The sequence below is a fragment of the Paragemmobacter ruber genome, from assembly GCF_009908315.1.
GTDB lineage: Bacteria > Pseudomonadota > Alphaproteobacteria > Rhodobacterales > Rhodobacteraceae > Paragemmobacter > Paragemmobacter ruber.
The window spans coordinates 389,555-415,099 of the sequence record NZ_JAAATW010000002.1; the positions used below are offsets into that span (position 1 = coordinate 389,555).

A 25,545-nucleotide genomic window follows, 5' to 3' on the forward strand; every position below is an offset into this window, starting at 1 on the left:
GCAGCATTGCCCATCCTACCGGTCCTTCCAGCCGTCGATCTTTCGGTAAAGCGTGGAGGGGGCCAAGTCGAGGACGCGGGCGGCCTTGGGGACAGACCCTTCGAACCGCTTCAGCGTGGCCTCGATGATCATCCGCTCCACCTCGGCCAGCGGGCGGCCGACCAACGCCTCGGCCGCGGCCTCGGGCTGGGCCGGAGTGTAGGGTGCGGCGAGCGCGGGGGCGGGCGGGTCGTCCGTGACGATGGCGGGCAGCATCGCGGGCGTGACAAGGCCGCCGTCATGCATGACAACGATGTTGCGGATGACATTGAGCAGCTGCCGCACGTTGCCGGGCCAGGGCAGGCGGCGGAAAAGGGCGGCCACCTCGGGCGAGAGGCCATCGAAGCGGCGGCCTTCCTCGGCGGCGAAGCGGGCAAGCGCCTCTTCTGCAATCTCGATCACATCATCGCCACGCTCGCGCAGGGCGGGCATGTGGATCGGCACCACGAACAGGCGATAGTAAAGGTCTTCGCGGAAACGGCCCTGACGGACGGCGACGAGCGGGTCCTGATTGGTGGCGCAGACGATGCGGACGTTCACCTTGCGCGGGCGGGTGGCGCCAACGGGCTGGACGGTGGAGGTCTGCAGGAAGCGCAAGAGCTTGGTCTGCAGCGCGGGGGCCATTTCGCAGATTTCATCGAGAAAGAGCGTGCCGCCATCGGCGGCAGTGGCGGCGCCGGGCTTGTCGGAGATGGCGCCCGTGAAGCTGCCTTTCATGTGGCCGAACACTTCGGATTCCAGCAGGTCCTGCGGGATGGCACCGCAGTTGAGCGCGATGAACGGGCCTGCCGCGCGGGGGGAATGGTCATGGACGGCCAGCGCGCAGAGTTCCTTGCCGGTGCCGCTTTCGCCGGTGATGAAGACGGTGGCCATGGATCGCGCGACAGAGCGGATCTTGGCGTGGATGCGGGCCATCGCGTCGGACGAGCCGACGAAGGTGCTGGTTGGCAGGGGGTTGGCTGGCAGGGGGGAGGCGGCGGACAGCGTGGCTGGGCCTGATGTGGGTGGCAGGGCGGTTGGTTGGGCGGGGCGGGGCGCGGCGAGCGGCGCCGCCGGGCGGCGTGGCGACAGGTCGGCGCCCTGACCGGTGGCGGGGGCGGTGGGGCGGCGGGTGGCGCCGCGCCCGGCCAGCGCATTTTCCACCGCACCGAGAAAGCGGGTTTCGTCAAAGGGTTTGACGAGGAATTCGTAGGCGCCGGCGCGCATCGCCTCGACCGCCTTGTTGATCGAGCCATTGGCGGTGATGACGATGACCAGCGTTTCGGGGCGCAGGGTCAGCATCTCCTGCATCAGTTCAAGGCCGTCACGGTCGGGCAGCATCAGGTCAAGAAGAACGACGGTTGCCCCGCTTTGGCGAAAGGCGGCGAGGCCTTCGTCGGCGGTGCTGGCGCTGCGGACGCTGTGGCCGGCATTGGTGAGGACAGAGCGATAGACCATCTGGAGGGAGGGCGTATCCTCGATCAGCAGAAGCGGCGGCAGGTCGGTCATGCGGCGGCTTCACCCTTGGGCAGGCGGCTGGCGAGCAGGGCAACGAGGCCGGTCAGGTCTGCCATCAACGGGCCGCTCTGGGCGGCGATGGCAACGGGGTCTTGGGCATGGGCGGCGGCATTCAGGTCGATGGCGCAGGTGTGCAGGCGCATGGCGCCGATGGTGCCCGCCAGCGCGATCAGCACATGGGTCTGGGCGCGGATTGTGGCGCGGTCGCCGGTGGCAAGCGCGGGGGCCAGCAGGCCGGCACAGGCGGTGAGGTCGCTGTGCATCTGGCGCAGGATGCGGGGGGCCGTCTCGGGGCCGGCCATGGCCAGCAAATCGCGCAGGGCGGTGCTGTCGCCGAGGATGTCATGCGGATCGGGCGCGGTCATCGGAGGCAGGCTCCGGCCGGGGGGAAACGGTATGGGATGGGCGGCGGCGCTGCGCTTGTCATGGCGCAAGACTACCCGCGCGGGGCGGGTTGTCCAGTGTCGCATGGGCGCAGGCGGCGGGAAGCGGCCGTGTCAGCCCCGGGCGAGGCCCAGGGATTGCAGCGCGGCGCGGATCTCGTCCAGGATCGCCGGGTCGTCGATGGTGGCGGGCATCTTGAAGGGCTGACCGTCGGCGATCTTGACCATGGTGCCGCGCAGGATCTTGCCCGATCGCGTCTTGGGCAGGCGGTCCACCACGACGGCGCGTTTGAAATCGGCGACGGGGCCGATCTTTTCGCGCATGAGGGTGATACATTCCTTCACGATGTCCTCGGCCGGGCGGGTGCAGCCCTTGTTGAGGCAGAGAAAACCCAAGGGTGACTGGCCCTTGAGGTCATCCGACACGCCGATCACGGCACATTCGGCGACGTCCTTGTGGAAACCCAGCACCTCTTCCATCGCGCCGGTGGACAGGCGGTGGCCGGCGACGTTGATCACGTCATCGGTGCGGGCCATGATGTAGAGATAGCCGTCTTCGTCGATATAGCCTGCGTCGCCGGTTTCGTAATAGCCGGGGAAATGGGAGAGATAGGATTTGCGGAAGCGGTCCTCAGCGTTCCAGAGCGTGGGCAGGGTGCCGGGGGGCAAAGGCAGCCGGATCGCGATGGCGCCCAGCTGGCCGGGGGCGACCGGGTGGCCGCCTTCATCGAGCACCTGCACATCGAAGCCGGGCATGGCGACAGAGGGGGAGCCCACCTTGATGGGCAGTTGTTCGATGCCAAGGGGATTGGCCGCGATGGCATAGCCGGTTTCGGTCTGCCACCAGTGATCGACCACCGGCACACCCAGATGGTGACCCGCCCAGTTGACGGTATCGGGATCGGCGCGTTCCCCAGCGAGGTAGAGGGCCTGAAGGTTGGTCAGGTCGTAGTGCCTGACCAGATGGCCTTCGGGATCGTCGCGCTTGATCGCACGCAGCGCGGTGGGGGCGGTGAAGAAGGCGCGGACCTTGTGTTCGCTGATCACCCGCCAGAAGGCCCCGGCATCGGGGGTGCCGACGGGTTTGCCTTCATAGACGATGGTGGTGCAGCCCGCGATCAGGGGGGCATAGCAGATGTAGCTGTGGCCCACGACCCAGCCCACATCGGAGGCGGCCCAGAACACATCGCTGGGGCCGCAATCATAGATGGCGCGCATCGTCCAGGCCAGCGCGACCAGATGGCCTGCGGTGGGGCGGACCACGCCCTTGGGCGCGCCGGTGGTGCCAGAGGTGTAGAGGATATAGGCGGGGTGGTTGCCTTCCACGGGGATGCAATCGGCGGGGGTCGCGCCATATTGGAAGGCGTGCCAATCCAGATCGCGCCCCTCGGTCAGCTTGGCGACCTCTTGTTCGCGTTGGAGGATCACGCAGAAGGCGGGCTTGTGGCTGGCCATGTCGATGGCGGCATCGAGCAGCGGCTTGTAATGCACGACGCGGGTTGGTTCGATTCCGCAGGAGGCGGCGATGATCGCCTTGGGGGTGCAATCGTCGATGCGGACGGCAAGTTCGTTGGCGGCAAAGCCACCGAACACGACGGAATGGATCGCGCCGATGCGGCCGCAGGCGAGCATTGCCTCCAGCGCCTCGGGCACCATGGGCATGTAGATGATGACGCGGTCGCCCTTTTCCACGCCTCTTGCGCGGAGTGCACCGGCAAGGCGGGAGACGCGGTCCTTGAGTTCGGCATAGGTGATGGTGTGTTTCGTCCCGGTCACCGGGCTGTCATGGATGATGGCCGCCTGCGTGCCGCGTCCAGCGGCAACGTGGCGATCCACGGCGTTCCAGCAGGTGTTCACGCGGGCCTCGGTGAACCATTCATAGAGCGGCGCGCGAGATGCGTTGAGCGCCTTGGTGGGGCGTTCCACCCAGTCGATCGCACCGGCGGCGTCGAGCCAGTAGCCTTCGGGATCGGCTTTCCATTTCGCGTAGAGTTCCCGGTATGCCATCTTATGCCCCCTCCCAAGAGATGGGGTTTGTTACGCGACGGCAGGGCGTTGACGCAACGCTGTTACCGTGAACATGGGCGGGGTGCGGCGGTTTATTTGCAGTTTATTGCAAGTTTGATCTGCAAATATTTGCAAATCCGACCGTCCTTCGCGGATGGGCGCGAAGCGGGGCGGGATTTGCAAATTCCGTAGCGACTCAGCCTTTGGCGGGCGACCCCCTCCCCCGGCCCCTCCCCCGCAAGCGGGGGAGGGGAGGGCGCCGTCAGGCGACCGGGGTGGGGGTGGTTGGGTCGGATCTGGGTATTTGGGCCAAGGTGAAGGGGCAGCGGTTCAGCCGTAATGGGCGACCGGTGTTCCCGCGAGGGCGGAGATGTTCAGCAGGCCGCGCGCGGTGATGGCATTCGTGACGATGTGGGCCTTGTTGCCCATCCCCATCAGGATCGGCCCGACCTCCAGCCCGTTGGCCTTCATCTTCAGGATGTTGCGCGTGGCCGCCGCCGCATCGGTGGAGGCGAAGACGAGGACATTGGCCGCGCCCTCCATGCGGGACCCGGGGAGCAGCCGGTCGCGGAGGGATTGGTCGAGCGCGCTGTCCACGTTCATCTCGCCCTCGTAGCAGAAATCGGGCTCGCGCGCGTCGAGCAGTTCAAGGGCGGCGCGCATCCGCTGGGCGGCGGAATTGTCCATGTTGCCGAACTGGCTTTGGGTGCAGAGCGCGATCTTCGGCGTCAGGCCGAAGCGGCGGACATGGCGGGCGGCGCCGATCACGGTGTCACGGATCTGTTCCGGCGTGGGTTCGGGGTTCACCTGCGTGTCGGCGATGAAGAGCGGGCCGTCTTCGAGGATCATCAGCGAAAGCGCGCCCACCGGGTGCAGGCCATCGCGGGCCAGCACCTGACGGATATAGTTGAGGTGCCAGTGATACTGCCCGAACGTGCCGCAGATCATGCTGTCGGCCTCGCCCCGATGGACCATGACGGCGGCGATGGCGGTGGTGTTGGTGCGCATGACCGCGCGGGCGATGTCGGGCGACACGCCGCGCCGGGCCATCAGATCGTGATAGGTGCCCCAGTAATCGCGGTAGCGCGGATCGTTTTCGGGGTTCACCAGATGCACGTCACGGCCCGGACGGATGGGAAGCCCTGCGCGTTCGCAGCGCATCTCCACCACTTCGGGGCGGCCGATCAGGACGGGGATGTCGTTGGTTTCCTCCATCATCGCGTGCGCCGCGCGCAGGACGCGTTCATCTTCGCCTTCGGCAAAGACGATGGTGCGGGCGGCGACCTTGGACGCCTCGAACACCGGGCGCATGATGAGCGCGGATTTGAAGACCGAACCGTCCAGCTTGTGCTTGTAGGCATCAAGATCTTCGATGGGCCGGGTGGCGACGCCGCTTTCCATCGCGGCGCGGGCCACGGCAGAGGCGACGACGCCGATCAGGCGCGGGTCGAAGGGTTTGGGGATCAGGTAATCGGCCCCGAAGGAGAGTTTCTCGGCGCTGTAGGCGGCGGCCGCTTCGGCGCTGGTGGTGGCGCGGGCCAGCGCGGCGATGCCTTCGATGCAGGCGATCTCCATCCGCTTGTTGATCTCGGTCGCGCCCACATCCAGCGCGCCCCGGAAGATGAAGGGAAAGCAGAGGACGTTGTTCACCTGATTGGGGAAATCCGACCGCCCCGTGGCGATGATCGCATCGGGGGCCACGGCGCGCACCTGATCGGGCAGGATCTCGGGCGTGGGGTTGGCCAGCGCAAAGACGATAGGGCGGGGGGCCATCTTGGCCACCATCTCGGGCGTGAGCACGCCGGGGCCGGAGAGGCCGAGGAAGAGGTCGGCGCCTTCGATCACATCGGCCAGTGTGGCCGGGGTGGTGCCTTGGGCGAAGGCGGCCTTCTGATCGGTCATCTGATCGGTGCGGCCGTTGTAGACGAGGCCGGCCAGATCGCAGAGCCAGACATTTTCGCGCTTCACCCCGAGGTTCAGCAGCATGTTCAGGCAGGCGATGCCCGCCGCGCCGCCGCCGGTGGAGACGACCTTGATATCCTCGAACCGCTTGCCGGCCACGATCAGCGCATTGGTTGCGGCGGCGCCCACCACGATAGCGGTGCCGTGCTGGTCATCGTGGAAGACGGGGATGTTCATCCGCTCGCGGCACAGTTTTTCAACGATGAAGCAGTCAGGGGCCTTGATGTCTTCGAGGTTGATTGCGCCGAAGGTGGGTTCCAGCGCGCAGACGATCTCAGCCAGTTTCACCGGATCGGGTTCGTTCAACTCGATGTCGAAACAGTCGATATTGGCGAATTTCTTGAAGAGGACGGCCTTGCCTTCCATCACCGGCTTTGAAGCCAGCGCCCCGATATTGCCAAGGCCAAGCACAGCGGTGCCGTTCGAGACGACCGCGACAAGGTTGCCGCGTGCGGTGTAGCGGCTGGCGGTGGCGGGGTCGGCCTTGATTTCCAGGCAGGCCTCGGCCACGCCGGGGGAATAGGCGCGGGAAAGGTCGCGGCCATTGGCGAGCGGCTTGGTGGCGCGGATCTCAAGCTTTCCCGGCTTGGGGAATTCGTGATAGTCCAATGCCGCCTGGCGTGCATTGTCCTGCCGCGTGTCTGCCGGTTTGCCGTCTTCCATCCTGCCCTCCCGAAAACTGGTTCAACGTTAAACTACTTTTTCGAACCTGTGTCTTGCCTTTTTCCAATAGGCGTTTTCGGGCCTGCTTGCAAATCCTGATCTGACCTTGGCATTGTCGGATGCCGATCTGGGCGCAAAGGGAGGGCAGCATGTTCGAGGTGAAGGGCGAGACGCGGGCGGAAATGCGCCTGCCCACGCAGGAATTGCGCGACGACCTGCCGTTCTGGACCAAGCGGCTGGGGTTCCGGCTGGACATGATCTATCCGGCCGACAACCCGGAGGTGGCGGTGCTATCGGGTCACGGGTTGCGGCTTCGGCTGCAGAAGGGCGCGGCAGAGGCGCCGGGGACGGTGCGCATCCTGACGGATGAGGAAGGCTTCGCGGGCGGCGAGCGGCTTTTGATCGCGCCCAATGGCACGCGGGTGGAGATTGACCAGGCCAACCCGCCCCTTGTGCTGCCCAAGACGGAACATGCCTTCGTGGTGCGCAGGCTGGCCGAGCAGGCGCCGTGGATCATCGGGCGGGCGGGGATGCACTACCGCGATCTGGTGCCGTCGCGGCTGGGTGGTGCGATGATTGCCTCGCATATCCGCATCCCCGATGGCGGGCCGGTGCCCGACATGGTGCATTTCCACAAGGTGGGGTTCCAACTCATATTCTGCATCAAGGGCTGGGTCGATGTGGTGTATGAGGATCAGGGGCCGCCGATCCGGCTGACGGCGGGGGATTGCTTCATCCAGCCGCCTGAGATCCGCCATCGCGTGCTGGAGGCATCGGACGGGATCGAGGTGATCGAGATCGGCGTTCCGGCCGAACATGTGACCGAGATCGACCACGAGATGGAACTGCCCACCCCCCATCTGCGGCCCGCGCGGGAATGGCAGGGGCAGCGTTTCGTTTACGATCGGGGGGCAGAAGGGGTGTTCCGCCCCTTCCGGCTGCCGGGTTTCGTGGCGCGGGATACAGGCATCCATGATGCGACGAAGGGCGTGGCCTCGGTCATGGTGGTGCGGTGCGGCGAGGGTGCGCCGGTCTGGACGCGGCACGCGGGCGATATCCTGTTCACCTTCGTGATGGCGGGCGCCTTCACGCTGGAGGGCGAGGGGAAGGATCCCTTCCGCCTGTCGCCCGGCGATGCCTTTGTCATCCCGCCCGGGATGGCCACGCGCTACGCCGATGCGACGGCGGATCTCGAACTGCTGGAGGTGACCCTGCCGGGGACGCCGAGGACGGACGTGATCTAGCTTCATCTTGGCTGAAATACCCTGCGGGGGGTGAGCCGCGGCACGCGGCGAGGGGGGCGCAAAGCCCCCCTGATTTTTCGGAGAAAAATCGTTCGCCTTGCCAATCCCGCGCGGCGCTTCCAAACTGTGACCGGATGGTCAGAATTCCGCGAGGTGCGCCGATGTCCCTTCTTTCCGCCGCGACAGAGGTTCGCGAACGGGCCTATGCGCCCTATTCCCGCTTCAAGGTGGGGGCCGCGCTGCGGACCACGGCCGGGACGGTCTATGTCGGCTGCAATGTCGAGAACGTGGCCTACCCTGAGGGCACCTGTGCCGAGGCGGGGGCGATTGCCGCGATGGTGGCGGGGGGGGAGACGCGGATTGCCGAGGTCTGCGTGATCGCCGACAGCCCCGATCCGGTGCCGCCCTGCGGGGGGTGCCGCCAGAAGATCGCGGAATTCGCCGCACAGGATGTGCGCGTCACGCTGTGCACGACGGATGGGAAAAGCCGCGTGATGACGGTGGCAGACCTGTTGCCCGGCGTGTTCACCGCCGCGCATATGGATCGGGCCTGAGGTGGACGCCCGGGCGATCATCGCGAAATTGCGGGACGGGCGCGCGCCTTCGCCCGACGAGTTGGGCTGGTTCGCCAAGGGTTTGGCCGATGGCACGGTAAGCGATGCGCAGGCCGGGGCCTTTGCGATGGCCGTGCTGTTGAACGGACTGGGCGAGGCGGGGCGCGTGGCGCTGACGCGGGCGATGCGGGATTCGGGGCGGGTGCTTGACTGGGATCTGAACGGGCCTGTGGTGGACAAACATTCCACGGGCGGGATCGGGGATTGCGTGTCGCTCTTGCTGGCCCCGGCGCTGGCGGCCTGCGGGGCCTATGTGCCGATGATTTCGGGCCGGGGCTTGGGGCATACGGGGGGGACGCTGGACAAGCTCGAATCCATCCCCGGCTTTCGCACCGGGCTGAGCGAGGCGCAGTTGCGCCGTCAGTTGGGCGAGGTGCGCTGTGCCATCGTGGCGGCAAGCGCCGAGATCGCGCCCGCCGACCGGCGGCTCTACGCGATCCGCGACGTAACCTCGACGGTGGAGAGCGTGGATCTGATCACCGCCTCGATCCTGTCGAAGAAGCTTTCGGCGGGGCTTGAGGCGCTGGTGCTGGACGTCAAATGCGGATCGGGCGCCTTCATGGATACGCTGGAGAAGGCCGAGGCGCTGGCGCAGGCGCTTGTGGCCACCGCGCAGGGGGCGGGCTGCATGACGCGGGCGCTGATTACCGACATGAGCCAGCCCTTGGCCACGGCGGCGGGCAATGCGCTGGAGGTGATCGAGGTGATGGAGACGCTGACCGGGACTTCAGTCAATGCCGCGCTGTGGGATCTGACGGCGGCCTTGGGGGGCGAGGCGCTGGCGCTGGGCGGCCTTGCGGCGGATGCCGAGGATGGCGAGGGGCGGATCGTCGCGGCGCTGGAGAACGGGCAGGCGGCAGAATGGTTCGGCCGGATGGTGGCCGCGCAGGGCGGGCCTGCGGATTTCGTGGAACGCTGGCCCGACCGGTTGCCATCGGCGCCGGTGATGGTGGAGGTGCCGTCGCTGAGCGATGGTTTTGTCGCCGCCATCGACGGGCGGGCCTTGGGCGAGGCGGTGGTGCATCTGGGAGGTGGCCGCCTGCGCGAAGGCGACCGGATCAACCCGTCTGTGGGGCTGTCGGATCTGGCGGGGCTGGGCGAGGGGGTGGCGCGGGACGTGCCCTTGGGCATGGTCCATGCCGCAGATGAGGCAGCGGCAGAGGCGGCGGTGCGCGCGGTGCAGGCGGCCTATCGCATCGCCACATCTGCGCCAGAGGAGCCGCCGCTGGTGCTGCGGCGGGTGGGGTGATGGCGCGGGCCTTTCTGATCGTGATGGACAGCGTCGGCTGCGGCGGCGCGCCGGATGCAGGCGATTTCGGCGATGCGGGGGCCAACACGCTGGGCCATATCGCCGATGCCTGCGCCGGGGGCCGGGCAGAGACGGGGCGGAGCGGGCCGCTGCGGGTGCCGCATCTCGATGCGCTGGGCTTGGGGGCGGCGGTGCGGCTGGCCTCGGGTCACGCGATGCCGGGGCTGAAGGCGGTGCCGGTGGGGCGCTGGGGTGCGGCGACAGAGGTGTCGCGGGGCAAGGACACGCCGTCGGGGCATTGGGAACTGGCGGGGGTGCCGGTGCCGTGGGACTGGACCTATTTCCCCGACAGGGTGCCTGCCTTCCCGGATGATCTGGTGGCAGAGGTGTGCCGTCTGGCGGGGGTCGGCGGGATATTGGGCAATTGCCACGCCTCGGGGACCGAGATCATCGACCGGCTGGGGGCCGAACATCTGCGCACAGGCTGGCCCATCTGCTATACCAGCGCCGACAGCGTGTTCCAGATCGCGGCGCATGAAGAGGCGTTCGGGCTGGAGCGGTTGGTGACCCTGTGCCGCGATCTTGCGCCGCGGCTCCATGGGATGAAGGTAGGGCGGGCGATTGCGCGGCCCTTCGTGGGGGCGCCGGGCGGTTTCCAGCGGACAGGGAACCGGCGGGATTTCGCGATCGCGCCGCCCGCGCCCACGCTGCTCGACTGGGTGCAGGCGGCGGGGCGGGTGACCCATGCAGTGGGCAAGATCGGCGACATCTTCAGCCATCGGGGGATCACGCATCTGCACAAGGGCAAGGATGACGTTGCCCTTTTCGATCATCTGGATCGGCTTGCTGGCGCTGCGGAAGAGGGATCCTTGACCTTCGCGAACTTTGTGGAGTTTGACAGCCTCTATGGCCACCGCCGGGACGTGGCGGGCTACGCGCGGCAGCTTGAATGGTTTGACGCGCGGGTGGGGGCGTTTCTGGCGCGGCTGGGGCCGGGCGATCTGGCGATCCTGACCGCCGATCATGGCAATGATCCGACATGGGCGGGGACCGAACACACGCGCGAGCGGGTGCCGGTCCTGTGCCATGGGGCGGGGGCGGGGTCTTTCGGGCTGTGCGCCTTTGTCGATGTGGCGGCCTCGGTCGCGGCGCATCTGGGGGTGGCGGCGCAAGGGCCGGGGAGGGCATTCCTGTGATCACCGACATGCCCAAGGTGGAGTTGCACCTGCATCTGGAAGGGGCGGCCCCGCCCGCCTTCATCCGGGGGCTGGCCAAGGAGAAGAAGGCCGATATCGGCGGCATCTTCGACGCGCGGGGGAATTACACCTACAAGGATTTCTGGGATTTCCTGAAAGTCTATGAGGCGGCCACATCGGTGCTGACCCGCCCCGAGGATTATGCGCGGCTGACGCTGGCGGTGTTGGAGGAAAGCGCCAAATCGGGCGTGGTCTATTCCGAGACCTTCCTCTCCCCCGATTTCTGCGGCGGGCGGGATGTGGGGGCGTGGCGGGAATATCTGCACGCGATGCGCGAGGCCGCCGACCAGGCCGAGCGCGAGCTGGGCGTCACCCTGCGCGGCATCGTCACCTGCATCCGGCATTTCGGCCCCGACAAGGCGCGGGAGACGGCGCTTTGCGCGGCTGAGACGGCAGGGGATTGGATCGTGGGCTTTGGCATCGCGGGCGATGAGAAGGTGGGCAAGCCCAAGGATTACCGCTGGTCCTTTGACTGCGCGCGCGAGGCGGGGCTGCGGCTGACGGCCCATGCGGGGGAATGGGGCGGGCCTGACAGCGTGCGCGATGCGCTACGCGATCTGGGGGTGGAGCGGATCGGGCATGGCGTGCGCGCCATCGAGGACCTTGCGCTGGTGGACGAACTGGCCGAGCGGGGCGTGGTGCTGGAGGTCTGCCCCGGATCAAACATCGCGCTGGGGCTTTACCCCGGGTGGCGGGCGCACCCGATCGGGGAGCTTTACAGGCGCGGGGTCAAGGTGACGGTGTCCACCGATGACCCGCCCTTTTTCCACACCACCATGGCGCGGGAATATGACCGGCTCCACGACGCCTTTGATTGGGATGAGGGGGTTTTTGCAGGGCTGGCGCGCACCTCGCTTGACGCCGCCTTTTGCGATGGCGATACGCGGGGGCGTATCCTGAAAAGGCTGGAGGCCGCCGATGCTTGACCACCTGACTGTCGTTTCCCACCCGCTGGTGCAGCACAAGCTGACGCTGATGCGGGAGAAGGACACCTCGACCGCGTCCTTCCGGCAGTTGCTGCGCGAGATCAGCCTGCTTCTGGCCTATGAGGTGACGCGCGAACTGCCCATGACGACCAAGCGGATCGAGACGCCGCTCTGCGAGATGGACGCCCCGGCGATCGAGGGCAAGAAGCTGGCGCTGGTGTCGATCCTGCGGGCGGGGAACGGGCTTTTGGACGGGATTCTGGAACTGATCCCGGCGGCGCGGGTGGGATTTGTGGGCCTCTACCGCGATCCGGAAACGCTGCAACCCGTGCAATATTACTGCAAGCTGCCCGAACAGCTGGAAGATCGGGTGACCATCGTCGTCGATCCGATGCTGGCCACGGGCAATTCCAGCGCGGCGGCGGTGGACCTGATCAAGGCCAAGGGGGCGCGGAACATCCGTTTCCTGTGCCTACTGGCCGCGCCCGAGGGCGTGGCGCGCATGAAGGCCGCGCATCCCGATGTGCCGATCGTGACGGCGGCGCTGGACAATCATCTGAACGATCACGGCTATATCGTCCCGGGTCTAGGCGATGCGGGCGATCGGATGTTCGGCACAAAATAATGTAATTTCGCCCCTTTACCCCGGCCCGATCCTCGCGCATTCTGCCCTGACGCTACTGGGGGGTAGTCATGTTCGTAAAGGTTCTGACGGGGGTATTCCTGACCCTCGCACTGGGCGCGTTTGGCGCCCAAGCACAGTCCACCGCCGATATCGGGGGGCCGCGCGAGCTGCCCCCGCCCGGGTTTTCGGGCCAGCAATATGTGGACAGCCGGGGCTGCGTCTTCCTGCGCGCCGGGCTGGCCGGGCGGGTGAACTGGGTACCGCGCGTGGATCGCGACCGGCGGCCCATGTGTGGCTATCCGCCCACCATGGGCGGCGGCACGCGGCAGGTGGCGGCGGCGTCAGCACCCGCACCGGCGCCTGCGCCTGCGCCGGTTGTGCGGCCCGCGCCACAGGTGCGGACCGCGGCGGCAGAGCCGCCTGCGTCAAGCTATGTGCCAGCGCCCGTGACCGATATCCGCCGCCCTTCGGCGGTGGCGACCGTGGCACCTGCGCCCAAGCCTGCCGCCCCGGCAGCGGTGGCCGCCGCGCCCGCGCCGCAGATCGGCGGCACGCGCATTGCCTGCACCCGTGCGGCCCCGGTGCCGCAGCGGCTGCGGCTTACGAATGGCGGGACAGTGGTGGTCTGTACCCGGGGCGATGGCACGCTGGAGGGCCTGCGCGCGCCGATCTATCCGCCGGGATCGCCGGTCGGCGCCTCGCTCGAAGCGCCGGGCCGGGTGGTGCCGCTGGGTCAGCCGTCCGGCGTGGGGGATGGGCGCACTGGCGCGCGGGTGGTGAACCACGCCGCCCCGGTGCCCAAGGGCTATAAGCTCGCCTGGGAGGATGACCGGCTGAACCCGCTGCGCGGCGTGGGAACGGCGCAGGGGCAGGCGGCGCAGGATCAGGTCTGGACCCGAGACATCCCGGCCGAGACGGTGGCTGCGCCGCGCCGCACGGTGACGGTAGCCGCGCAGAACGCACCAGCCGCGCCAAGGGTGACACAATCCTCCAAGACCGCCCCGGCCGCGCCTGTGGCGGGATCTGGCCGCCTCTTTGTGCAGGTGGGCAGTTTCGGCGTTCCGGCCAATGCTGATGGCGCCTCGGCCCGGCTGTCAGGTCTGGGGCTGCCGGTGGCGCGGTCAAAAGCCACGATCGGGGGCAAGCCGGTGCAGGTCGTGCTTGCCGGTCCCTTCGGATCGGCGGCCGAGGCGCAGGCGGCGCTGCGCGCGGCGCGCGGGGCCGGCTTCGGGGATGCGTTCCTGCGTTGACGGTGAGGACGGGCGGATGGCCCCCGGTGCAGGCCGGGGGTCACGTCAGGGGCAGATCGCCTGTAGCGTCGCCCAATCCTCGGGTGTGAGCAAGGGGCGCGGGCTGCCGTTGCGGTGGGGATCTGCCTCGATCAGGCCAAGGGTGGATTCACCCGTGGGATCGAGGGCAAAGCCATAGGGCGCCGACGAGACATCCGCCGCGTCGAAGCGCGCAAGAAGGGGCTCGTCAGGCAAAGGCGGGCGCGGGGCGGCGAGGAAGGCCTCGCCCAGACCATCCAGCGCACCCTCGGGCAGGCTGCCGGTGGTCAGAAGGCGCACTGTCGCGGCAAAGCCTGCATGATGCAGGATCGGGATCATGGGATCCTCGGTCTCGGCGCGCAGCGCCTCGGTCAGGGCAAAGCCTGCGGGCACCTCGGGGCTGGCGGCGGCGGTAAGCATCGGGCGGCCCAGCAGCAGGATGTTGCCGGGCAGCGCGGCCGCCCCGGCCAAGGCTTCGGGCAGGACGGCCAGTTGCACGCCCGCATCGCCGAACAGCCGCTCTGACAAAAGGCCGAGCGCGCGGTCGCCCAGCGTGGTGCTGCAGGGCGCGCCGGTCAGGCGCGAGATATCCGCCAGTGCCGCCGTGCCGATCTGGGCGCGGGTGGCAGGGGGCAGGACAGCGGCGGTATGGCGGACCAGCGCATCAGGCAGGAAGAAGGCGCAGATCGCCAGAATGGCCAGCGTCGCCCCGCCCAGCAGGCTGCCCCGCAGGCGACCGGGGCGCGGCGTGCCCTTGCGCACCGCGCCGCGCACGGTTTCCAGCGCGGCGATCATGTCGGGATCGTCCAGTTCCAGCGTCTCGTCGCTGTCGGGGGCCGGGCCGTAAAGCGCGGGCAGCGTGCCGGGGTTCAACCGCTCCACCGCGGGCAGCGACCAATGGCTCAGCGGCAGTTCCGTGCGCGGGTCCGACAGCACCAGCGTCGCCTCGCGGAAGGCGACCACCACCTCGCGGCGCTGCGCCTCGGGGCTGTCCCGCCAGAGGCCGGGGCTTTCCAGCCTTTGGTATTTCTTCAGCGCGGTCATGCGCGGGGTCTGCCCTTGGCTCGGCCTTGTCCTGTCGCGCTGACGTTACCGCAGCCCCCGGTGCACCACAAGCAAGGGTATGCCTCCTTCATCTTGGCGCAAAATACCCTGGGGGGTGAGCCCGCAGGGCGAGGGGGGCAAAGCCCCCCTGCGACGCCTGCCGTCCCGCGGCGCGGTCACGCTCCATCCATCAGGCCCCACCCATCAGCCCCCATCCATCAACTTGGCGACGGCGCGCAGTTCGAACTTCTGGATCTTGCCGGTCGATGTCTTGGGCAGGTCGGAAAACACCACATGCTTTGGCGTCTTGAACCCTGCCAGACGCTCGCGGCAAAAGGTGATGAGGTCTTTCTCCGTCACGCTCTGCCCCGGTTTCAACTCGACAAAGGCGCAGGGCACCTCGCCCCATTTCTCGTCCGGCTTGGCCACGACGGCGCAAAGAAGGACGGCGGGGTGGTGCATCAGCACGCCCTCCACCTCGACCGAGCTGACATTCTCGCCGCCCGAGATGATGATGTCCTTCGCGCGGTCGGTGATCTTGATATAGCCGTCGGGATGCTGGAAGGCGATGTCGCCGGAGCGGAACCAGCCGTCCCTGAACGCCTCCGCCGTGGCGGCGGGGTTCTTGTAATAGCCCTTCATCACCATGTTGCCGCGCATCGCAATCTCGCCCAGATGCGCGCCGTCGCGGGGGACGGGGGTGCCGTGGGTGTCATGCACCTCGGCCCCCTCCAGCATGGGCATGGCGACGCCGGTGCGCGCCTTGTAGGCGGCGCGGTCGTCCTTGGACGCGCCGTCCCATTCCGCGCGCCAGGTGCATTCGGTGGCCGGGCCGTAGGTTTCGGTCAGGCCATAGACTTGCGTCACGTTGAAGCCCAAGGGTTCAAAGGCCGCAAGCGTGGCAGCAGGGGGTGGAGCACCGGCGGTGAAGACCTCGACGATATGCGAAAAGGGGCGGCGGTCTTCGTCGCGGGCATTGATCAGGGTGTTGAGCACGATGGGCGCCCCGCCGAAATGGGTGACGCCTTCATCGGCGATGGCGTCATAGATGGCCTTTGCCGTGATGTCGCGGCAGCAGACAAGCGTGCCGGCAAGGATGGGCGTCATCCAGGTGTGGGTCCAGCCGTTGCAGTGGAACAGCGGCACGATGGTCAGATAGACCGGGTGCAGCACCATCCGCCAGGAGAGGATATTGGCGGTGGCGGAAAGATAGGCCCCGCGATGGTGATAGACCACGCCCTTGGGGCGGCCCGTGGTGCCAGAGGTGTAGTTGATGGCGATGGATTCCCATTCGTCCTGAGGCATGATCCATGCCGCCGTGGGGTCGCCTTCGGCCAGCAATTCATCATAGGTCAGGTAGCGCCCCGATGGCGTGAAGCCTTCATCCACCACCTCGATGATCTGGGGGGCGGGGCCGTCCATGCGGCGGATCGCGTCCTCGGCCAAAGGCAGGAAGGCCGTGTCGCAAAGCACGATCTTCGCGCCCGCATGGCCGAAGATATAGGCCACCGTATCGGCGTCGAGCCGGGTGTTGATGGTGTTGAGGATCGCGCCCGCAGCGGGGATGCCGAAATGGGCCACGGCCTGGGCCGGGATATTGGGCAGGAGCGTGGCCACCACATCGCCCGGCGCGATGCCATGCAGCGCCAGCGCCGAGGCGAGGCAGGAAACCTGTTCGGCATAGATCGCATAACTGAGGCGGGTGGATTTCCAGACCACGGCGGTGCGGTTGGCGTGGATGTCCGCCGCCCGCTTCAGGAAGGAGAGCGGCGTGAGCGGCACGTAATTCGCCGCACATTTCTCCAATCCGGTTTCATCGGCCAACCAGCCCATTCCTCTCTCCCTCCCGCCAATTCTTGTGTCGATGTCGTTTTCGGGCGCGCGGAACGAAGGTAGCAGGGTTCACAGAAGAAGCGAGGGCAGGAAGAGGCAGCAGGATGAGCGGTTCCGACAGGACGCTGGCGGCGGCAGGGTTGATCCTTGTCTATGCCATGGTGATCGGCTTCACCGACAATTACGTGCGGGTGATCGCCGAGGAGGCGGGGCTGTGGCAGTTCCATCTGACGCGCAGCCTGATGGCGGCGGTGCTGCTGGCCCTGGCGATGGTGCCCTTGGGGTTGCGGCTGCGGCCGGTGCGCTGGGGTTCGGTGGTGGCGCGGTCGGCCATTCATGGCAGCGCGATGGTGATCTATTTCGGGGCGCTTGCCTTTCTGGATGTGGCGCTGGTGGCGGCGGGTCTGTTCACCGCGCCGATCTGGGTGCTGCTGATCTCGCGCTTTGTCTATGGCCATGCGATCGGGCCGGTGCGGATCGTGGCGGTGGTGCTGGGGTTCGTCGGCGTGGTGCTGGTGCTGGGGCCAGAGGCGCTGGCGGGCGCGTCGCTGCCTGCCGTGCTGCCGGTGCTGGCGGGGGCGATGTATGCCATGGGCAACATCGCCACGCGGGAATGGTGCGGGCAGGAAAGCGCCGAGACGCTGCTGGCGGGGTTCTTCGCCGCGCTGGGGGTGATCGGGGCGGTGGGGATGGCGGTGCTTTGGCTGATGCCTTTGCCGGTGCCGGAAGGGGCCGACGGGTTTCTGCAGCGCGGGCCGGTCTGGCCGGGCGCGACCTTCTATTTCTGGACCTTCGTGCAGGCGGCGGGATCTCTGATCGGGGTCGGCATGATGATCCGCGCCTATCAGATCACCGATGCGTCGAAGGCGAGCGTGCTGGAATATGTGATCCTGCCGGCTTCTGCCTTCTGGACCTGGGTGTTGTGGGGGACGGGGCTGGCGCCTTTGGCCGTGTTGGGGATGGTGCTGATCGTGGCGGCGGGGTCCATGATCGCGCTGCGCGCGCGGGCGGTGGAGGGGTAGGGGCCAAAAATCTTTGAAGATTTTTGCAAATTTCTTCGAAGAAATTTGGTCCTAGCGATCGCCCACCGCTTCGCGCCAGTGGCGGCGGCAGAGGCTGACATAGGTTTCATTGCCGCCGATCACCACCTGTTCTCCCGCCGTCAGCGCGCGGCCGTCGGGGCCGCGGCGGATGACCATGGTGGCCTTTTTTCCGCAATGGCAGATGGTGCGGACCTCGCGCATCTCATCGGCCCAGGCGAGGAGGGCGGCGGAGCCGGGGAAGAGGTTGCCCTGAAAATCCACCCGCAGGCCGTAGCACATCACCGGAACCTTCAGGTCATCCACGGCGCGGGCGAGTTGCCAGACCTGATCCTTGGACAGGAACTGCGCCTCATCGACAAAGACGCAGGCTATGGGCCCGAGGGTGAGGCGGGCGCGGAGTTTTTCGAACATGTCCTCGCCGGGAGCGAAGGTGTCGGCCTCCTCCCCGATGCCGATGCGGCTGGCGATGCGGCCCTGTCCGGCGCGGTTGTCGAATTGCGCGGTGATCAGATAGGTGGCCATCCCGCCTTCGCGATAGTTATGCGCGGCCTGAAGGAGCAGGGTCGATTTGCCTGCGTTCATCGTGGAGTAGTGGAAGTAAAGTTTGGCCATAGCCGGGGCTTAGCGCATTGGTCCGGGCCTTGGAAGGGCGGATGGCCCCGGGGGGACGTTTGTCCCCCCGGACCCCCCTCCTGCGCGATGAGCCGGCGCGGGTGTGGGGGGGCGGCGAAGGGGGTATTTTCGCCAAGGTGAAGGGCATGGCCGGGGCGCGATGACCCGGCCGCGGGTTTTGCTTAGGCGGGGCGGCGGTTGCCCTGGGGGCGCGGTTTGCCGCTGTTGCCGGAGCGCGTGGGGGATTGGCCGCCGCCGACCGGGCGGGCGGGTTTGGCACCGGGCCGGGGTTGGGGTTTGGGCGCCTGGGATTTGTGTTCGGGGCGCTGACCCGGCGACTTTTGGCCCTGCGGTTTCTGGCCCTGCGGTTTCTGGCCTTGCGGCTTTTGGCTGGGGCGCTGGCCGCGGTTCTGGCCGGGTTTGGGGGCGGCGGCGACGATGTCGGCGGCCCATGGCGCGCCGCCGATCACGGGGACCGGCTTTTTCAGAAGTTTTTCAATGGCCTGCAATTCGCCCATCTCGGCCGGGGCGCAGAAGGCCACGGCATTCCCTTCGGCGCCTGCGCGGGCGGTGCGGCCGATGCGGTGGACGTAGTTTTCCGGCACGTTGGGCAGATCGTAGTTGTAGACATGGCGGACGCCCGGAATGTCGATCCCGCGTGCGGCGACATCGGTGGCGACGAGGACCTCAAGTTCGCCATTGCGGAATTCGGTCAGCGTCCGGTCGCGCTGGTTCTGGCTTTTGTTGCCGTGGATGGAGCCCACCTTGAAGCCCCATTGGGCCAGCAATTTGGCAAGCTTTTCAGAGCCATGCTTGGTGCGGCCGAAGACGAGCGCCTGTTCGCCGGGGTGTTTCTTGAGGTAGTCCTCAAGCAGTTTGGCCTTGTCGCCATTGGGGATGAAGTGCACGCCCTGGACGATCTTTTCGGCCGGTTTGCCGGGGGGGGCGACCTGCACCTTCACCGGGTTGTGCAGGTAGGTGGAGGCGATCTCCTCGATATCCTTGGGCATCGTGGCCGAGAAGAGAAGCGTCTGTCTTTTCAAGGGGATATGCTTGGCGATGCGGCGCAGGGCGTGGATGAAACCCATGTCGAGCATGTGGTCGGCCTCATCCAGCACGAGATAGCCCGTGGCCTGAAGCGAGACGTCGCCGCGCTCCAGGAGGTCGATCAGGCGGCCGGGGGTGGCGACCAGCACATCGGCCCCGCGCGCCAGCGCCATGGCCTGCCGGTTGAGGGACGCGCCGCCCACGACGGTGAGCACCTTGACGGGGGTGCCTTTGGTGAAAATGGTAAGGTTATCAGAGATTTGCGTGACCAGTTCCCGCGTGGGGGCGAGGATCAGGGCGCGCACGTTCTTTGGCCCCGGCGGGTGGCCGATGTCCAGAAGGCGGTGCAGGAGCGGCAGGCCGAAGGCCGCCGTTTTACCCGTGCCGGTTTGGGCGAGGCCCATCAGATCGCGGCCCTTCATCACATGGGGGATGGCCTGCACCTGGATGGGCGTGGGGTCTTTGAGCGTGGTTTTTTCAAGCGCCTTCAGGAGCTTGGGCGAAAGGCCGAGTTCGGCGAAGGTGGTCATGTGTCGTGTCTTTCCGGCCTTTTGCAAAGACCAAGGGGGCCGCATCCGGGGCGGCCGATTGCAGGGATGCGCCGATTGCGCAGCGCGGAACCCCTGCGTGAAGGTGGGAACCTGTTGCCCGATCCGGCTCCCCATCTGGGGCTGCTCACGCGGCAGCGGAGGGCGGGCGTGAGGGGGACATGGGGCCTTTCGGGGCAGAAGTCAACTGTTCAGCAGAGCAGTGCAGCAGAGCAGTGCAGCCGGGCGTATGCACGCGCCGCACGGTGGGGGAGGGGTTGGTTAACCGTTGTCCGGCAGGGTGCGGCCTTGGTTTGTGCAAGGGGTGGCGGATGGAACCGGGGAAGATGCGCGGCAAGAAGGCGGAGCATTACCACTATATGGCCGATGCGATGCGGCGGCTGGAATGGGACCTGCATCACAGGATCGAGGCGACGGGGCGCATTCCGCTGGAATGGCATGAGATCGCTCAGGCGACGGTGAAGCCGGACGCGGATCGGGTGGCGCTGCGGCTGGACCGGGATGTGCTGCGGTTCTTTCGGTCGATGGGAAAGGGCTATGGGCCGCGGATCAACCGGGTGCTGCGGACCTATATGCATGCGCGGCTGGCGGGGGTGATCCGGGGGGCGGAGACGGCGCCGGAGTTCCGCATGGGCGTGGCGGCGGAGCGGCCCTTGTGGGGGGAGACGGCGGCGGGGTTGGGGTTGGGCGAGGGGCCGGATGCGGCGGAGCGGGCGGTGGAAGCGGAGGCGCGGGTGGCGGAGCGGGTGAAGGCGGCAAGGGTGGGGGGGTGAGGGTTGCTTAGCGTCGAATTTCAGCGCGTCCAACAACGTGGTTATTTCACCTTGTTAAGCATACACAACCCATCGAGTATTCGCGCGGGCAAACATCTCTAACAATCGGACCCCAGTTGTTTCGCAGGCTGCCTTCGCCAAAACCTCCCAAGAGTCCATGGCTTCGTCTTCCAGCACAAGAAAAAGTCCTTCGTCAGAGGACAGATGTTCGAGACGTTGTTCTTCAAAAGTTCTTCTGCTAATCTCGGTAAGGTAAAGCGTACGTCCCGGTCCCAGTGAAGCAGATGCGAGGCAATCCATGGTAGCTCCATATACTCTTCGCGAAGATGTTCGCGAACGCCTGTTCCCCCAGGTATCAGCATACGGTCTAGCTGAGTATATTATCGCCGACCCAAACAAGCAAGAAAGCGTACTTCAAGCACAACGCTTTCAGACGCGTGCCGTGGTTCCAAAGAACAGAGATGCTGTTCGAGCAATAGTTTCTTACTGCTCAAATGTCAGTCGGCCCAAAGACATAATTTCACAGGCACGCGAAGCGCTTGAGAAAAAGTGTGTCCGCAAGCATTACTCCCAGCAACAGGGAGGAAGCTGCGCGTTGTGTTGAAGTCTTGGACAGGTTCGTCGAGGCAAAACAAGCCTTGTTTGCGGATAGTCTTGCGCTCTTCGCGTGTGATCGTCTTGAACCAATCAACGTGGCCGGGACGCTGGTTTCTGTGCAACCCGATCTTGTTGTCAACAGTACATTTCCTCCACAGTCTGACGTAAAGTTTGGGATGATATTCATCCGCCCGCAGAAGACGCCTGACGTCGATGGCCCGAAAACATCAGAAACTAGAGATAGCCGTCGAGAGTATCGGCGCGAGGCTGCACGTTATATGCTCACACTAGCGCAAATGGCAGTTGTGGCCTCGGGAGTTTCCAAGGACAGTTTCGATCCAAGGCGTTCTTTTGTTTGGGATATTCGGCTTGGCGAAGCAATTCCTTTTCCGTCTGACTGGGTGTCTCGGCAAAAGAACATTGAAGCCGCCGGTCGCATGATCCGACGCTTGTGGGACACTATTGAGCCAAGCACATCTTTGCTCCGGAAATGAAAGCGCGCGTCTCTTTGAACCTGCCCCAATCGCTTAAGAAGGCCGCCGAGGATTTCGCGGCCAAAGATGGTGTGTCGGTGAACCAGTACATCGCGCTGGCGTTGGCCGAGAAGATCGGCGCGAGGGGGGCGGCGGAGTTCTTTGTGGAACGGGGAAAGGACGGCGATCCGGAGCGGGCGGTTGCGTTTCTGGAGGGGCGGCCGGAGTAGGGGGCGGTTGCGGGTGGCGGGGTGAACCCCGCCCTACCGGGCGTCGTAGGGCGGGCTTTGCCTCGCCTTGGCGTTATCCTTGGAGAGTTCTCACCCCATACCCCTCACCCCGGGCCTTCATCGCGGCCACGGCGGCAATCGAGGCGGCGGCGGTGGTGAAGTAGGGGATCTTGTCCATCAGGGCCACGCGGCGGATGTCGCGGCTGTCGGAGACGGCCTGGGTGCCTTCGGTCGTGTTCATCACCAGCGCGATGTCGTTGTTTTTCAGCCGGTCCACGATGTTGGGGCGGCCTTCATAGACCTTGTTCACGGATTCGGTTTTCACGCCCTGACCTTTCAGCCAGTCAGCGGTACCGCGGGTGGCGACGATGTCGAAGCCCATGGCCACGAGGTCACGGGCGGCGGCGGCGAGGGCGGGGGTCTTGTCCATGTCCTTGACCGACAGGAAGACGCGGCCCGCCTCGGGCAGGTGGGTGCCTGCGCCCATCTGAGCCTTGAGGAAGGCCAAGGGGAAGGTGCGGTCCCAGCCCATCACCTCACCCGTTGACCGCATTTCGGGGCCGAGGAGGGGATCGACGCCGGGGAAGCGGGCGAAGGGGAGGACGGCCTCTTTCACGCTGAACCACGGGGTTTGCGGATCGGCGAGGGTGAGGGGGTCGGCGAGCGGCAGGTCGGTATCGGGGCCGACGCCGGCGGGGTAGGGCGGGCGCAGGGGGAAGTTGGAGAGGGGTTCTCCTGCCATGAGGCGGGCGGCGATGGAGGCGATGGCGCTGTCGGTGGCCTTGGCGACGAAGGGGACGGTGCGGGAGGCGCGGGGGTTCACCTCGAGCACGTAGATCGTGCCGTCCTTGATGGCGAATTGCACGTTCATCAGGCCGCGCACGTTCAGCGCGAGGGCCATCTGCACGGTCTGGCGTTTGAGTTCGTCGATGGTGTCGGCGGTCAGGGAGTGGGGCGGCAGGCAGCAGGCGCTGTCGCCGGAATGGACCCCGGCCTCTTCGATATGTTCCATGATGCCCGCGACATGGACGTGTTTGCCGTCGCTGAGGGCGTCCACGTCCACCTCGATCGCGCCGGCGAGGTAGCTGTCCAAGAGGACCGGGCTGTCGCCCGAGACCTGCACGGCGGTGCGGATGTAGCGTTCCAGTTGCGCATCGTCGCGGATGATTTCCATCGCGCGGCCGCCCAAGACGAAAGAGGGGCGGATGACGAGGGGGTAGCCGACTTGCTGCGCCACAGAGAAGGCCTCATCCCGCGAGCGGGCGGTGCCGTTGACGGGCTGTTTCAGGCCGAGGGAGTGGAGAAGTTGCTGGAAGCGTTCGCGGTCTTCGGCGAGGTCGATGGCGTCGGGCGTGGTGCCGAGGATCGGGATGCCTTCGGCGTGGAGCGCGTTGGCGAGTTTCAGGGGCGTCTGGCCGCCGAATTGGACGATGACGCCGTGCAGCGTGCCGTTTTCCTGTTCGACGCGGAGGATTTCGAGGACGTGCTCCAGCGTCAGGGGTTCGAAATAGAGCCGGTCGGAGGTGTCATAGTCGGTGGAGACGGTTTCGGGGTTGCAGTTGACCATGATCGTCTCATACCCCGCCGCGGTGAGGGCGTAGCAGGCGTGGACGCAGCAATAGTCGAACTCGATCCCCTGCCCGATGCGGTTGGGGCCGCCGCCGAGGATGACGACCTTCTTCGCCTTGGAGGGGCGGGCCTCACATTCCACATCGCCCATGACGGGGGATTCGTAGGTGGAATACATGTAGGGGGTCTGGGCCTCGAATTCGGCGGCGCAGGTGTCGATGCGCTTGAAGACGGCGGTGACGCCGAGGCGTTGGCGGGCGCGGCGGACCTGCGCCTCGTCGCGGCCTGTGAGTTTGGCCAGCCGCGCATCGGTGAAGCCCAGCATCTTGAGCCGGCGCAGGCCATCGGCGGTGACGGGCAGGCCGTCCTTGCGGACCTGCGCCTCGGTGTCGATGATTTCGCGGATGCGGGCGAGGAACCAGGGGTCGAAGGCGGTGATCTGGTTGATCTCGTCATCGGTGAAGCCATGGCGCATGGCCTGCGCGATCACGCGGAGGCGGTCGGGCGTGGCGTCAGAGAGGGCCTTGGAGATGGCGGCGCGGTCGGGCGCGCCCGGAATGGCGATTTCGTCAAATCCGGTGAGGCCGGTTTCCAGCGAGGCGAGGGCCTTTTGCAGGGATTCGTGGATGGTGCGCCCGATGGCCATCGCCTCGCCCACCGATTTCATGGCGGTCGTCAGGTTGGGCTGGCTGCCGGGGAATTTCTCGAACGCGAAGCGGGGGATCTTGGTGACCACATAGTCGATCGAGGGCTCGAACGAGGCGGGCGTGACCTTGGTGATGTCGTTGTCGAGCTCGTCCAGCGTGTAGCCCACGGCGAGTTTCGCGGCGATCTTGGCGATGGGGAAACCCGTGGCCTTGGACGCCAGCGCCGAGGAGCGGGAGACGCGGGGGTTCATCTCGATCACCACCATGCGGCCATCGGCGGGGTTGATGGCCCACTGCACGTTGGAGCCGCCGGTTTCCACCCCGATCTCGCGCAGCACGGCGATGGAGCCGTTGCGCATGATCTGGTATTCCTTGTCGGTCAGCGTGAGGGCGGGGGCGACGGTGATGCTGTCGCCGGTATGCACGCCCATCGGATCGACGTTTTCGATGGAGCAGACGATGATGGCGTTGTCGGCGCGGTCGCGCACCACCTCCATCTCATACTCCTTCCAGCCGAGGAGGGATTCATCGACGAGGACCTGCGCGACGGGGCTGGCCTCGAGCCCGGATTTCACGATCGCCTCGTAATCATCGCGGTTGTAGGCCACGCCGCCGCCGGTGCCGCCCAAGGTGAAGGCGGGGCGGATGATGGCGGGCAGGCCCACATATTCGAGCGCGGCCATCGCCTCGGCCACGCCGGCGGCGATGTCGTATTTGCCCGAGGCCAGTTTGGGGGCGGCGACGATGGTGGCCTTGGGGTTTTCCAGACCGATCCTGTCCATCGCTTCGCGGAAGAGCTTGCGGTCTTCGGCCATCTCGATCGCGCTGCGGTTCGCGCCGATGAGTTCCACGCCGAACTGATCCAGCACCCCCATATCGGCCAGCGCGAGGGCCGTGTTCAGGCCGGTCTGCCCGCCCATCGTGGGCAGGAGCGCATCGGGGCGTTCCTTTTCGATGATCTTGGCCACCACTTCGGGCGTGATCGGTTCGATATAGGTGGCGTCGGCAAGGCCCGGATCGGTCATGATCGTGGCGGGGTTCGAGTTCACGAGGATGACGCGATAGCCTTCCTCGCGCAGGGCCTTGCAGGCCTGTGCGCCGGAGTAGTCGAATTCGCAGGCCTGTCCGATGACGATGGGACCGGCGCCGATGATCATGATGGAGGAGATATCGGTTCTTTTCGGCATGGTCCTGTCCCGCATGTGCCATCCCGCGGCGTGCGGCCTGCGGGAGGAGGATTCGTGCATTGCGCAAATTGACGGGGGTTTAGGGGAGCGGGGCGCGGGGCGCAAGGGATTGTGGGTTGCGAGATCACGCCTGCCATCCTTCGCCGCATGGCCCTTTGCTGACGGCGCGATGCAAGGGCAGGCCCGCCCACCTGCGGCGGGCGAAATTC

The 25,545-nt window shown here is 66.5% G+C and carries 20 protein-coding genes; 11 read left to right on the forward strand and 9 right to left on the reverse strand.

Going from position 1 to position 25,545, the window contains the following annotated elements; all coding sequences use genetic code 11:
* Positions 1-15 precede the first annotated feature (15 nt).
* The 4 genes from GU920_RS10265 to GU920_RS10280 all read right to left on the reverse strand — a co-directional run bounded on the left by GU920_RS10265 (position 16) and on the right by GU920_RS10280 (position 6,551).
* Positions 16-1,527 carry a sigma-54-dependent transcriptional regulator gene (locus GU920_RS10265; RefSeq protein ID WP_161766927.1) on the reverse strand — a complete coding sequence of 504 codons (1,512 nt, stop codon included), beginning with the start codon at positions 1,525-1,527 and terminating at the stop codon, positions 16-18.
* Positions 1,524-1,901: a hypothetical protein gene (locus GU920_RS10270; RefSeq protein ID WP_161766928.1), complete on the reverse strand. Its 378-nt coding sequence runs from the start codon at positions 1,899-1,901 to the stop codon at positions 1,524-1,526. The genes GU920_RS10265 and GU920_RS10270 overlap by 4 nt, the downstream gene beginning before the upstream one ends.
* A 132-nt stretch (positions 1,902-2,033) precedes the next feature.
* Entirely contained in the window at positions 2,034-3,926 is a 1,893-nt protein-coding gene (locus tag GU920_RS10275) for a propionyl-CoA synthetase (protein ID WP_161766929.1), read from the reverse strand.
* A 330-nt stretch (positions 3,927-4,256) separates the two neighbouring features.
* Positions 4,257-6,551, reverse strand: coding sequence for an NADP-dependent malic enzyme (locus tag GU920_RS10280; protein WP_161766930.1), 2,295 nt, complete (start codon positions 6,549-6,551; stop codon positions 4,257-4,259).
* Between the two features lie 149 nt (positions 6,552-6,700).
* Between GU920_RS10280 and GU920_RS10285 the strand changes: the two genes are divergently transcribed.
* The 7 genes from GU920_RS10285 (at position 6,701) to GU920_RS10315 (ending at position 13,715) form a co-directional block, all read left to right on the forward strand.
* Positions 6,701-7,795 carry a cupin domain-containing protein gene (locus GU920_RS10285; protein WP_161766931.1) on the forward strand — a complete coding sequence of 365 codons (1,095 nt, stop codon included), beginning with the start codon at positions 6,701-6,703 and terminating at the stop codon, positions 7,793-7,795.
* Between the two features lie 161 nt (positions 7,796-7,956).
* Positions 7,957-8,349 (forward strand): cytidine deaminase, encoded by a 393-nt coding sequence (locus tag GU920_RS10290; RefSeq protein ID WP_161766932.1) that lies wholly within the window; start codon positions 7,957-7,959, stop codon positions 8,347-8,349.
* 1 nt (position 8,350) lies between these two features.
* Positions 8,351-9,658, forward strand: a complete 1,308-nt coding sequence (locus tag GU920_RS10295; protein WP_161766933.1) for a thymidine phosphorylase — start codon at positions 8,351-8,353, stop codon at positions 9,656-9,658.
* Positions 9,658-10,854, forward strand: coding sequence for a phosphopentomutase (locus tag GU920_RS10300; RefSeq protein WP_161766934.1), 1,197 nt, complete (start codon positions 9,658-9,660; stop codon positions 10,852-10,854). The genes GU920_RS10295 and GU920_RS10300 overlap by 1 nt, the downstream gene beginning before the upstream one ends.
* A gap of 8 nt (positions 10,855-10,862) precedes the next feature.
* Positions 10,863-11,840 carry an adenosine deaminase gene (locus GU920_RS10305; RefSeq protein WP_161767350.1) on the forward strand — a complete coding sequence of 326 codons (978 nt, stop codon included), beginning with the start codon at positions 10,863-10,865 and terminating at the stop codon, positions 11,838-11,840.
* Positions 11,833-12,465 carry a uracil phosphoribosyltransferase gene (gene upp, locus GU920_RS10310; RefSeq protein ID WP_161766935.1) on the forward strand — a complete coding sequence of 211 codons (633 nt, stop codon included), beginning with the start codon at positions 11,833-11,835 and terminating at the stop codon, positions 12,463-12,465. Before GU920_RS10305 ends, upp begins: the two co-directional genes overlap by 8 nt.
* Positions 12,466-12,533: 68 nt before the next feature.
* Positions 12,534-13,715 (forward strand): SPOR domain-containing protein, encoded by a 1,182-nt coding sequence (locus tag GU920_RS10315; RefSeq protein ID WP_161766936.1) that lies wholly within the window; start codon positions 12,534-12,536, stop codon positions 13,713-13,715.
* Between the two features lie 45 nt (positions 13,716-13,760).
* Here GU920_RS10315 and GU920_RS10320 read toward each other — a convergent pair whose 3' ends face one another.
* Entirely contained in the window at positions 13,761-14,777 is a 1,017-nt protein-coding gene (locus tag GU920_RS10320; RefSeq protein WP_161766937.1) for a hypothetical protein, read from the reverse strand.
* Positions 14,778-14,981: 204 nt separating this feature from the next.
* Positions 14,982-16,610 carry an AMP-binding protein gene (locus GU920_RS10325; protein WP_161766938.1) on the reverse strand — a complete coding sequence of 543 codons (1,629 nt, stop codon included), beginning with the start codon at positions 16,608-16,610 and terminating at the stop codon, positions 14,982-14,984.
* 104 nt (positions 16,611-16,714) lie between these two features.
* Here GU920_RS10325 and GU920_RS10330 point away from each other — a divergent pair, with 104 nt between their 5' ends.
* Entirely contained in the window at positions 16,715-17,632 is a 918-nt protein-coding gene (locus GU920_RS10330) for a DMT family transporter (RefSeq protein WP_161766939.1), read from the forward strand.
* A gap of 51 nt (positions 17,633-17,683) precedes the next feature.
* Here GU920_RS10330 and GU920_RS10335 read toward each other — a convergent pair whose 3' ends face one another.
* Positions 17,684-18,265 carry a thymidine kinase gene (locus GU920_RS10335; RefSeq protein ID WP_161766940.1) on the reverse strand — a complete coding sequence of 194 codons (582 nt, stop codon included), beginning with the start codon at positions 18,263-18,265 and terminating at the stop codon, positions 17,684-17,686.
* A 182-nt stretch (positions 18,266-18,447) separates the two neighbouring features.
* Entirely contained in the window at positions 18,448-19,842 is a 1,395-nt protein-coding gene (locus GU920_RS10340; protein WP_161766941.1) for a DEAD/DEAH box helicase, read from the reverse strand.
* A 329-nt stretch (positions 19,843-20,171) separates the two neighbouring features.
* On the opposite strand from GU920_RS10340, the gene GU920_RS10345 reads away from it, so the two are divergent.
* The 3 genes from GU920_RS10345 (at position 20,172) to GU920_RS10355 (ending at position 21,933) form a co-directional block, all read left to right on the forward strand.
* Positions 20,172-20,633: a BrnA antitoxin family protein gene (locus tag GU920_RS10345; RefSeq protein WP_161766942.1), complete on the forward strand. Its 462-nt coding sequence runs from the start codon at positions 20,172-20,174 to the stop codon at positions 20,631-20,633.
* Positions 20,634-21,184: 551 nt separating this feature from the next.
* Complete coding sequence (locus tag GU920_RS10350) at positions 21,185-21,724, forward strand: hypothetical protein (protein ID WP_161766943.1); 540 nt, start codon at positions 21,185-21,187, stop codon at positions 21,722-21,724.
* Entirely contained in the window at positions 21,721-21,933 is a 213-nt protein-coding gene (locus GU920_RS10355) for a toxin-antitoxin system HicB family antitoxin (protein WP_161766944.1), read from the forward strand. The genes GU920_RS10350 and GU920_RS10355 overlap by 4 nt, the downstream gene beginning before the upstream one ends.
* 73 nt (positions 21,934-22,006) lie before the next feature.
* Here the strand turns inward: GU920_RS10355 and carB are convergent, their stop codons facing one another.
* Complete coding sequence (gene carB / locus GU920_RS10360; protein ID WP_161766945.1) at positions 22,007-25,336, reverse strand: carbamoyl-phosphate synthase large subunit; 3,330 nt, start codon at positions 25,334-25,336, stop codon at positions 22,007-22,009.
* Positions 25,337-25,545 lie beyond the last annotated feature (209 nt).